General features: G+C 67.3%; 8 protein-coding genes. 4 read left to right on the top strand and 4 right to left on the bottom strand.

Annotation, left to right across the window (positions count from 1 at the left end):
• Positions 1–180: 180 nt before the first annotated feature.
• On the bottom strand, positions 181–1,083 hold the full coding sequence (locus tag AC07M7_RS20785; protein WP_006401534.1) for a LysR family transcriptional regulator: 903 nt from the start codon (positions 1,081–1,083) through the stop codon (positions 181–183).
• A 107-nt stretch (positions 1,084–1,190) separates the two neighbouring features.
• On the opposite strand from AC07M7_RS20785, the gene AC07M7_RS20780 reads away from it, so the two are divergent.
• Both AC07M7_RS20780 and dkgB read left to right on the top strand, forming a co-directional pair.
• Entirely contained in the window at positions 1,191–2,405 is a 1,215-nt protein-coding gene (locus AC07M7_RS20780) for an MFS transporter (protein ID WP_136639703.1), read from the top strand.
• Between the two features lie 87 nt (positions 2,406–2,492).
• Positions 2,493–3,302, top strand: a complete 810-nt coding sequence (gene dkgB, locus AC07M7_RS20775) for a 2,5-didehydrogluconate reductase DkgB (RefSeq protein WP_046983496.1) — start codon at positions 2,493–2,495, stop codon at positions 3,300–3,302.
• Between the two features lie 67 nt (positions 3,303–3,369).
• On the opposite strand, the gene AC07M7_RS20770 is transcribed toward dkgB, so the two are convergent.
• Positions 3,370–4,077 carry an alpha/beta fold hydrolase gene (locus tag AC07M7_RS20770; protein ID WP_495208196.1) on the bottom strand — a complete coding sequence of 236 codons (708 nt, stop codon included), beginning with the start codon at positions 4,075–4,077 and terminating at the stop codon, positions 3,370–3,372.
• A 98-nt stretch (positions 4,078–4,175) separates the two neighbouring features.
• Between AC07M7_RS20770 and AC07M7_RS20765 the strand changes: the two genes are divergently transcribed.
• Positions 4,176–4,556 (top strand): YbjQ family protein, encoded by a 381-nt coding sequence (locus tag AC07M7_RS20765; RefSeq protein ID WP_495208195.1) that lies wholly within the window; start codon positions 4,176–4,178, stop codon positions 4,554–4,556.
• A gap of 42 nt (positions 4,557–4,598) precedes the next feature.
• Here the strand turns inward: AC07M7_RS20765 and AC07M7_RS20760 are convergent, their stop codons facing one another.
• A complete protein-coding gene (locus AC07M7_RS20760) occupies positions 4,599–7,325 on the bottom strand; it encodes a bifunctional acetate--CoA ligase family protein/GNAT family N-acetyltransferase (protein WP_426354847.1) in 2,727 nt (908 codons plus the stop codon).
• A gap of 84 nt (positions 7,326–7,409) precedes the next feature.
• Positions 7,410–8,780, bottom strand: a complete 1,371-nt coding sequence (gene mgtE / locus AC07M7_RS20755) for a magnesium transporter (protein ID WP_136639698.1) — start codon at positions 8,778–8,780, stop codon at positions 7,410–7,412.
• 340 nt (positions 8,781–9,120) lie between these two features.
• Between mgtE and AC07M7_RS20750 the strand changes: the two genes are divergently transcribed.
• Complete coding sequence (locus AC07M7_RS20750) at positions 9,121–10,908, top strand: monovalent cation:proton antiporter-2 (CPA2) family protein (protein ID WP_046983490.1); 1,788 nt, start codon at positions 9,121–9,123, stop codon at positions 10,906–10,908.
• Positions 10,909–11,044 lie beyond the last annotated feature (136 nt).

Here is an 11,044-nt window from a genome sequence, read left to right as displayed (position 1 = left end):
GGCACTACCCGTGCGATGAGCGGTAGTGCCGGCCGCTGGCCGGCAGCGTCCGCCGCCACATGGGTAGCGCCCGACCGTTGGTCGGGCGACGGCAGGATCAGTGCGGACCAACGGTCCGCACCCACCAGAGCAGCCGCGCCCACCGGCGCGTGCGGTAGTGCCGGCCGCTGGCCGGCAACCTCAGCGCACGTAGTCGCTCTGCGCCATCGCGTCGGCCAGGTAATCCACGAACGAGCTGATCCGCGACGACACGGCGGTGTTGCGGTAGTACACCGCATGGATCGGCTGGTACACATCCAGCGTCTGCGCCGCCAGCACCTGCACCAGGGTGCCGGCGCTGCGGTCACGATCGGTGACGAAGTCGGACAGGCAGGTGATGCCCACACCTTCCACCGCCAGCCGGCGCAACGTCTCGCCACTGGACACGGCGATATCCGGCCGCACCAGCAGCAGCCCATCCGATTCTCCGGGCAGCGGCCAACGGTTGAGTGATTCCGGCTCGTTGAAGCTGAGCAGCGTGTGCTGGCCCAGCGCGGCGACGCTGGCCGGTTCGCCGTGCCTGGCCAGGTAGGCCGGGCTGGCCACCAGCCGCAGCTGGCAGCGGCCCAGCAGCCGCGCATGCAGGGTGGAGTCGGCCAGCGGGCCGATCCGGATCGCCAGATCGGTGCGCCGTTCGAGCAGGTCGATGTAGCGGTCGGAACTGTTCAACTCCAGCTGCACTTCCGGGTAACGCGCGCGATAGCCGGCCACCAGCGGCGCGATCACGTGCAGCACGAACGGCATCGCCGCATCCACGCGCAGGCGCCCCGCCGGGCGCTCGCGGCGCGCCGCCATCTGTTCCTCGGCCGATTCCACCGCATCGATGATCGCGCGCGCATGGCGCAGGAACGCCTCGCCCTCGGCGGTCAGGTGCAGGCGGCGGGTGGTACGGGTCAGCAGGGTGATCCCCAACTTGTCCTCCAGCCGCCCCAGGGCGCGGCTCACGCCCGAGGGCGTCTGCCCCAGCTGCTCGGCGGCGGCACTGATCGAGCCGCTGTCGATCACCGAAAGGAACGCCTGCATTTCATCGAGAGTGGTCTTCATGTCCCTATTATTGACTGCACGGCAATAGTGATTGGCGTGAAGACCGGTTTTTCGGCAAAGGTCTGCGGCGCAGACTGCGCAGCCTCTTCCTCCTGCTGGACCCTGTCATGACCCGTGGCATTCCCCTCGCCCTGCTGGCGTTGACCCTCGGTGCCTTCGCCATCGGCACCACCGAATTCGTCATCGTCGGCCTGATCCCGACCATCGCCGGCGACCTGCAGGTCAGCCTGCCCTCGGCCGGCCTGCTGGTCTCGCTGTACGCGCTGGGTGTGGCCATCGGTGCGCCGGTGCTGACTGCGCTGACCGGACGCGTACCGCGCAAGCAACTGCTGGTGGCACTGATGGTGTTGTTCACGCTCGGCAATGTCGTCGCCTGGATGGCACCCGGCTATACCTCGCTGATCATCGCCCGCATCCTGACCGGCCTGGCGCACGGCGTGTTCTTCTCGATCGGCGCGATCATCGCCACCGCCGTGGTACCGAAGGAGAAGGCAGCCAGCGCGATCGCCATCATGTTCACCGGCCTGACCGTGGCACTGGTGACCGGCGTGCCGCTGGGCACCTTCATCGGCCAGCATCTGGGCTGGCGCGCGACCTTCCTGGCGGTGGCCGGCCTCGGCGTGGTCGCCCTTATCGGCGCGCTGTTGTTCGTTCCGCGCAACCTGCCGCAGAGTGCGCCGGCCAGCCTTCGCCAACAGCTGGCCGTGCTCGGCCAGCCACGCCTGCTGCTGGTCTATGCGATGACCGCGCTGGGCTACGGTGGCACCTTCCTGGCCTTCACCTATCTGGCGCCGATCCTGCAGGACGTCACCGGCCTTCCGGCCAACGCCGTGAGCCTGGTGCTGCTGGTGTACGGCGTGTCGGTGGCGATCGGCAACCTGTGGGGCGGGCGCATGGCCGACCGCTTGGGTCCAGTGCCCGCGCTGAAGCGCATCTTCGGACTGCTGGCATTGGTGTTGTTCGTCCTCACGTTCACTGCCTACAACACCTGGTTGATGCTGCTGACGGTGCTGGCGCTGGGCGCGGTAGCGTTCGGCAACGTGCCCGGCCTGCAGGTCTACGTGGTCAAGCAGGCGCAGCGCTATGCGCCGCAGGCGGCCGACGTGGCCTCGGGCCTGAACATCGCCGCGTTCAACGTCGGCATCGCGATGGGCGCCTCGCTGGGCGGCCTGGTGGTGGAGCACATCGGCCTGATGCATACGCCCTGGCTGGGCGCGCTGGTGGTCGTACTGGCCTACGCGCTGACCGTGCTCAGTGGCCGCCTCGACCGCCGCGATGGCGTCGACCACCGCGCCGACGGTATTGCCGCCACCGCGCATTGATCCATGCAATGCACCGTTGCCGGCATGCATACGGTGCCTGTCCTACCCTCTTCCCTCTGCTACTCCCTTCCCCCGTTGGAGCTTCCCATGACTGTCCCCGCTTTCGGTCTCGGCACCTTCCGCCTCAAAGACCAGACCGTGATCGACTCGGTGCGCAATGCGCTGGAGGTCGGTTACCGCGCCATTGATACCGCGCAGATCTACGGCAACGAAGCCGAAGTCGGCCAGGCCATCGCCGAGTCCGGCGTGCCGCGTGATGATCTGTACCTGACCACCAAGGTGTGGATCACCGAGTTCAAGCGCGATGCGCTGCTGGCCAGCCTGCGCATCAGCCTGGAGAAGCTGCGCACTGACCGCGTCGACCTGGCGCTGATCCACTGGCCGTCACCGAATGACAAGGTCGATGTGCCGATGGAGGAATACCTGCCAGCACTGGCCGAGGCCAAGGCGCAGGGGCTGACCAAGGCGATCGGCATCTCCAATTTCACCATCGCGCAGACCCGCAAGGCGATCGAGATCCTCGGCGCCGAGGCCATCGCCACCAACCAGATCGAGATCCACCCGTACCTGCAGAACCGCCTGCTGGTGAAGTTCCTGCAGGACAACGGCATCCACATCACCGCCTACATGAGCCTGGCCTATGGCGAAGTGCTGAAGGACCCGGTGATCCAGGCCATTGCCGGCCGTCACCAGGCTACGCCGGCGCAGGTTGCGCTGGCGTGGGCGCTGCAGCAGGGCTTCTCGGTCATTCCGTCGTCGACCAAGCGCGAAAACCTGGCAGCCAATCTGGAAGCAGCGGCCGTGCGCCTGACCGAGGAGGACATGGCGCAGATCGCCAAGCTGGATCGCGGCCATCGCCTGGCGAATCCGGAAGGGATTGCCCCGGCCTGGGATTGAGGCCATCCGCGGTTACGGATCGGAATCGGTAGGTGCCGACCTTGGTCGGCACCTACCAAAGGCAGAGCTATCCCTCGCCTTGCAGCAACCACTCGCGCATCGCTGCACTCACTTCATCTGGTTTCTCCATCGGTGCCAGGTGCCCGCAATCGGGCACCACCACCAGCTGCGAGTGCGGCACCATCGCATGCATCTCTTCGCTCACTACCAGCGGCGTGATGCGGTCATTCGCACCGCAGAGGATCAGCAGCGGATCGCGGTACCCGGCCAGCACATCGTGGCCATCACGGCGTTCCAGCGCACTCTGCCGCAGGAAGACTTCCGCGCCCAGGCGGGCGGTCATATCACGCACACGCTGCACCAGCACGTAGTCGTCCAGCCGCGAGGCGTCGATGTAGCTGCGCATCAGCGCGTCACCGAAGCCGTGGAATTTCCCCGGCAGGCGCACGCTGGCACGTTGGCTGCGGCGCTGCTCGGCACGTTCCGGTGAATCGGCGTGGATCGAGGTGTCGATCAGCGCCAGCTGCAGCACACGTTCCGGAGCGATGCGCAGGACCTGCTGGGCGACGAAACCGCCCAGCGAGAAACCGGCCAGCGCAAAGCGCTCGGGCGCTTGCGCCAACACGTCCTCGGCCACTGTCTGCAGGGTTTCACCACGGGTCTGGTCGCCCACCGTGCATTCGGCGATGTCGGCCAAGTCGGCCAACTGCGCGCGCCACAGTTCGGCATCGTTGAGCAGGCCGGGTAGCAGCAACAGGGGGATACGGTCGGTCATGGGGGTATTGTCGCGCCATCACGGTGACGGAGCCATGCCGCAACGGATGATTGCGTTGTAGAGTCGGGCAAGCTCGGCCCCACGATACGGACGCGACCATGGCAGACCCCTACAACAGCGGCACCCCCTCCCCGCCCGCGCTGCGCTTCGACGACTCGCTGGTCACCACCGCCTTCGAGCTGCCCGGCCATCGCGTCGTGCGCAATCTGGGCGTGGTGCGCGGCATCACCGTGCGCTCGCGTTCGATCGTCGGCAATTTCCTTGGCGGCATCCAGACGATCTTCGGCGGCAACATCACCATCTACACCGAACTGTGCGAACAGGCCCGCGAGGAAACCTACCGCGACATGGTCAAGCACGCGCGGCAGCTGGGCGCCAACGCGATCATCGGCATGCGCTACGACGCCACCGATGTGATGACCGGGCTGACCGAGGTGCTGTGCTATGGCACTGCGGTGATGGTGGAACCGGTGCGTTGAATCCGATGTTCCGCCGGGCATGGCCCGGCGCTACCGTCACGGTCACGCCGCCGGCGGCACTTCGGGCACCTCAACCTGCTGCACCGGCAGGGTCACCATCATCACCGTCGGGTCGTCCGGATCGAGTTTGGTCTTGAAGCCCAGGCTCTGGCACATCGCCAGCATGGTGCTGTTCTCGCGCAGCACCTGGCCTTCGACCACGTCCAGGCCCAGCCACTTGGCGTACTCGATCATGATCGCCATCAGGCGCCAGCCGATGCCGTGGCCTTTCAGGTCCGAGCGGATCAGGATGCCGTACTCGCCGCGGTGGTAGTCGGCGTCGGCATGCAGCCGCACCGCGCCCAGCATTTCGCCGCTGCGCGGTTCGATCGCCACCAGCGCGATCGAGCGTGCGTAGTCGAGCTGGGTCAGGCGCGCGATGAACTCGTGGCTGAAGTGCTTCACCGACTGGAAGAAACGCAGGCGCAGGTCCTCGTCGCTGACGCGGGCGAAGAACGCACGGAACAGCGCATCGTCTTCCGGCCGCACTGGGCGCACGAAGGCACGGCCACCGTCTGACAGCTCGATGGTGCGCTCCCACTCCTTCGGGTACGGGAACACCGAGAAGCGCGGATGGCCACGGCCCTTGTGCAGGATGCGCGACGGCGCCACCGCCACGCGTGCGTCGAGGGCGAGGATGCCCTTGCTGTCGACCAGCAGCGGGTTGATGTCCAGCGTACGCACTTCGGGGATGTCGGCGGCCAGCTGCGCCAGCTTCACCAGCGCCAGCGCCAGTGCGCGCTCATCGGCGGCGGGCACATCACCATAGGCCTTGAGGATGCGCGAGGCGCGGGTCTGGCCGATCAGTTCATGGGCCAGGCGCAGGTCCAATGGCGGCAGCGCCAGTGCCTTGTCGTTGATCACTTCGACTGCGGTACCACCACGGCCGACCACGATTACCGGGCCGAACGTCGCGTCATCAGCGATACCGACGATGATCTCGCGCGCCTTCGGGCGAACGATGGTCGGCTGCACCAGCAGGCCGTCGATGCGGGCGTCGGGACGCAGTTGGCGCGCGCGCGACAGGATCGTATGGGCCGCACTCTGCACCGCCGGCAGCGTCGCCAGGTTCAGGCGCACACCATCCACTTCGGACTTGTGCGGAATATCCGGCGACAGAATCTTCAGTGCGACCGTGGCACCGCGTTCCAGCAGCGGCTGCGCCAGGTCCATCGCCTCGTGCGCATCGCGTGCATGCATCACCGGCGCGGAAGGAATGCCGTAGGCCTTCAGCAGTTCATGCGTGGCCAGCGGGTCCAGCCACTGCTGGCCGTTGGCCAGCGCGGCATCAACCAGCGCGCGTGCGGCCGCCGCATCCACGCTGAAGTCCTGCGGCAGGCTGGGCGGTGTTTCCATCAGCGCGTTCTGCGCTTCGCGGTAACGCACCAGATGCTGGAAGCCACGTACTGCCTCCGCCTCGGTCGGATAGGTCGGCACCCGCGCCGCGTTGAGCGTGGCGGTTGCCTGGTCATCGTTGCCCAGCCACACAGCGAACACCGGCTTGTCGCGGTGTTGGCGCGGGCGCAGGCCCAGCGTGCGGGTCAGTGCTTGTGCGGCGTCGGCCGACGAGGTGAATGCGGTCGGCACATTGACCACCATCACCGCGTCGTTCTCGTTGTCGGCCAGCAGCGCTTCGATGGCCGCGGCATAGCGATCACCATCCGCGTCAACCACGATGTCGACCGGATTGCTGCGCGACCAGCCCTGCGGCAGCACCGCGTCGAGTTTCTCCACCGTGCTGTCAGACAGGTTGGCCAGCGTGCCACGCAATGCGATCAGCTGGTCCACGGCAAGGCGCCCAACGCCGCCACCGTTGCTGAGGATGGCCAAGCGGCGGCCCGGGAACGTCCCCAGCCGTCCCAGCGACTCGGCGGCGGTGAACAGCTCATCCAGCGCGCTCACGCGCAGCAGGCCGGCACGGTTGAACGCCGCTCCGTAGACATCGTCGGCACGGGCCAGCGCCTGCACATGGGTATCGCGGCTGCCCGGCTGCACACGCTCGGCGCGGCCGGACTTCACCACCACCACCGGCTTGGCACGAGCGGCGGCACGCGCAGCCGACATGAACTTGCGCGCGTCCTTGATCTGCTCCACGTAGAGCAGGATGGCGCGGGTACGGTAGTCGGTGGCGAAGTAATCGAGCAGGTCGCCGAAATCCACGTCCAATGTGTCGCCCAACGACACAACGGCGGAGAAGCCGACCGAGCGCGCCACGCCCCACTCCACCAGCGCGGCGGCAATGGCGGAGGATTCGGAGATCAGCGCGAGATCGCCGGCCTGCGGGAAATGTGCGGCGATGCTGGCATTGAGCCGTGCATGCGGTGCGATCACGCCCAGGCAGTGCGGGCCAAGGATGCGCAGGCCATGCTTGCGCGCGACCGCTTCAACCTGCGCCGACAACGAGCCCGGGCCTTCGCCGAGGTGCGCGGTCAGGATGATCGCCGACTGCACGCCGCGCTCGGCGGCGGTGCGTATCACCTGCGGCACGATCGCCGCCGGGGCGGTGATCACCACCAGCTCGGGCACCCAGTCCAGGTCCTTCAACCGCTTGACCGTGCGGATGCCATCGATCTCGGCGTGCCGCGGGTTGATCCACGCCACCTTGCCGGGGAAGCCGGTGCCGCGCAGGTTGCGCATCACCGCGCGGCCGGCCGAGCGCTCACGCGGGCTGCCGCCGATCACCGCGACCGACTGCGGACGGAACACAGACTGCAGGTGGTAGGTACTCATGCGCCTACGGTACCCAAAAAAGGGGACGGAGGGGATTAAGTCGTTTGTGCCACAAACGACTTAATCCCCTCCGTCCCCTTTTTGTTACAACAGCGTGCCGTGCAGGATCATCGCGGCGATGCTGAAATAGATCACCAGGCCGGTCACGTCCACCAGGGTGGCCACGAACGGGGCCGAGGCGCTTGCGGGATCGAAGCCCAGCCGCTTGAGGATGAAGGGCAGCATCGAGCCGGACAGCGAACCGAAGGTAACGATGCCGACCAGCGCGGCACCGATGGTGATCGCCAGCAGGATCCAGTGCTCGCCGTAGTCGTGCAGGCCACCCAGCTGCCAGATGACGATGCGTACGATGGCCAGGCAACCGAGGATGGCGCCGAGCACCATGCCGGTGGGCACTTCGCGCAGGGCCACCTTCCACCAGTCGCGCAGGCGCAGTTCGCGCAGTGCCAGGCTGCGGATCAGCAGCGAGGTGGCCTGCGAGCCGGAGTTGCCGCCCGAACTCATGATCAGCGGAATGAACAGGGTCAGCACCACCGCGCGCGCCAGTTCATCCTCGTAGTGCTGCATCGCGCTGGCGGTCAGCATCTCACCCAGGAACAGCACGCTCAGCCAGCCGGCGCGCTTGCGCAGCATCTCGAAGAAGCCGATCTGCATGTACGGCTTGTCCAGTGCTTCCATGCCGCCGAACTTGTGCGCGTCTTCGGTGGACTCTTCGATCAGCGCGTCGAGCACGTCGTCTACGGTGACGATGCCAAGCATCTGCTGCTGCGCGTCGACCACGGGAATCGCCAGCAGATCGTGGCGGCGGATCAGCCGCGCCACTTCCTCCTGGTCCATCAGCGCATCCACCGTCACCGGCGGATTGACCTGGGCCACGTCCAGGATCGACTCCTCGGGCAGGCCGGTGATCAGCCGGCGCATGGTCACCACCTGTTGCAGCTGCTGGCTGGCCGGGTCCAGCACGTATATCGCGTACACCGTCTCGCGGGTGCGCTCGACCTGGCGGATGTGCTGCAGTGTCTGCGCCACGGTCCAGCTGGCGGGTACCGCCACGTACTCGGTGGTCATCAGCGCGCCGGCGGTGTTCGGTGGGTAGCTGAGCAGCTTCTGGATGGCCTGGCGGGCATCGGTGCCGAGCAGCGGGATCAGCCGCGCGCGTTCTTCTTCATCCAGCTCGTGGACGATGTCGGTGGCGCGGTCGTCGGCCATCAGCCCCAGCAGGGCGGCGGCACGGGCCGGCGGCAGTGCCGCCACCAGCTCGCCACTGCGGTGCAGCTCCGGTGCTTCGAGCATCTTCACCGCGCGCGGCAAGGACAGCGCCGCCAGCGTTTCCGCAGCGCGCGTCAGTTCCAGCGTATTGAGGAATTCCACCGCGTCGGCGGTGTTGTAGTTCGCCAGGGGTGCGGCCAGTGCGGCGGCATCGGCCACCGGGCGCAGCAATTGCTTCTGGTTCATCGGATTGCCTTGTGGGGGTGCGACCTCGCGCAACGCCAACGCAGGCAAACCGTCCCGATGTCAGGCGGTGGCCATCACTGGCGTCGAACGAGGTCGACTTCTACTGTCGCTGGACATGGGTTGGGGACTCCGGGATGCGTGTGCTGGCAGACGCGCCGCCAGCGGCGGGCAGTCTGGACCCGGTGGCATTGCAGGTCAACCCGTGCCGCGCGGCGTGGCCCGGCCCCGCAGGTCGTTCTCGTGCCCGTACGGAGCGGCGCGCATAATGGAGGGGTGGCGCTCGCCACGCTTTTCCTACCCGAACGGACGCGCAGCAGCTTCCCGATGACCAGGTATTCCCATGCATAGCGGTGGTCTGGAACTGGCCCTGGTGCTGCTGCTGGCGGCGGTCATCGCCGTGCCGGTGTTCAAGAAATTCGGCTTCGGCGCGGTGCTGGGCTACCTGGCGGCCGGCGTGGTACTGGGCCCGGACGGGCTGGGCTTCGTGCAGGATGCCGACCGTATCCTCGGCGCCGCCGAGATCGGCGTGGTGATGCTGCTGTTCGTGATCGGGCTGGAGCTGTCGCCCGCGCGCCTGAAGGTGATGCGGCGCTCGGTGTTCGGTGCCGGTGCGGCGCAGGTGGCGCTGTCCGGGCTGGTGCTGGGCGGCCTGCTGCTGCTCGACCACTTCCAGTGGAAAAGCGCGCTGGTGGTGGGCGTGGCGCTGGCGCTGTCATCCACTGCGGTGGGCCTGCAGCTGCTGTCAGAGCACAAGGCGATCAACAGCGACCACGGCCGCCTGGGCTTTGCCATCCTGCTGTTCCAGGACCTGATCGCGATTCCGCTGCTGGCGGCCATCCCGCTGCTGGGCGGGGTGAAGAACGAGACCCTGCGCTGGGAAGATGCGGCCGTGGCGCTGGGTGCGCTGGCGGTGGTGATCCTGTGCGGGCGGCCGGTGCTGCGCAGGGTGTTCGGCATCATCGCGCGCACCCGCAGCCCGGAAGTATTCACTGCCACTGCCCTGCTGGTGGTGCTGGGTACCGCCTGGTTCATGCAGGAGGCCGGTCTCAGCCCCAGCCTGGGCGCGTTCCTGGCTGGCGTACTGCTGTCCGATTCGGAGTTCCGGCATGAGCTGGAAGCGCAGATCGAGCCGTTCAAGGGCCTGCTGCTGGGCCTGTTCTTCATTGCAGTTGGTATGGGCATCGACCTGGACCGCATCGTTGCCGAGCCGTGGCTGATCGCCGCCGGCGTGGCGATCCTGCTGGTGGTCAAGTTCAGCCTGCTGTACGTGATCGGGCGCATCGCAAAGCTCAGTTCACGGCACTCGCTGCTGCTGGGCAGCGTGCTGTGGCTGGGCGGCGAGTTCGCCTTCGTGGTGTTCAACGAAGCGCAGCGCGCGCACCTGCTGGGCAACGCCAACCATGACCGTCTGGTGGCGATCGTCGGCCTGTCGATGGCGATCACGCCACTGCTGATGATCGCGCTGCTCAAGCTGCTCGGCCAGGAGAAGGCGGCGCCGCGCGAGGCGGCCGAGGCCGACAAGGTGGCGCCGGACAACCGGCCGAAGGTGCTGATTGCCGGCATGGGCCGCTTCGGCCAGGTGATCGCGCGCCTGTTGACCGCGCAGAAGGTGCCGTTCGTGGCACTGGAAGCGAACCCAGATACCGTGGCCGACCTGCGCCGCTTCGGCAACCAGCTGTATTACGGCGACCCGACCCGGCCGGAGATGCTGCGCGCAGCCGGCGGCGAACACATTGATGTGTTCGTGATCACCGTGGATGACCCGGAGACCAACCTGCGTGCGGTGCGCATGGTGCGCCGGCTGTATCCGGACGCAAAGGTGCTGGCGCGCGCACGTAACCGCCAGCACGCGTGGCGCCTGATGGACATGTCGGCCGAGCCGTTCCGCGAAGTGTTCGGCACCAGCCTGGAAATGAGTGGCCGCGTGCTGACCGCGCTGGGCGTGGCGGCGGACGTGGCTGAACGCCACGTGCAGCGCTTCCGCGAGCACGACGAGCAGCTGCTGCGCGACCAGTACCTGGTCTACGACGACGAGGCCGCGGTGATCCAGACCTCGCGCGATGCACGCAACGACCTGATGCACCTGTTTGAAGCCGACGCGGAAAGCGACGGCGACAAGGAGCGGTGACAGCCAGCCGGTGTGCCGACCAACGGTCGGCACCCACCCGATGGATGGCGGACCCGGTAGTGCCGGCCGCTGGCCGGCAGCCTCTGGATCCCGGGAGGTTTCATGGGGTTGCCGGCCAGCGCCCGGCACTACCCAC

Source organism: Stenotrophomonas sp. GW821-FHT09E08, assembly GCF_059416125.1.
This window is presented reverse-complemented; position numbering and strand designations above follow the sequence as displayed.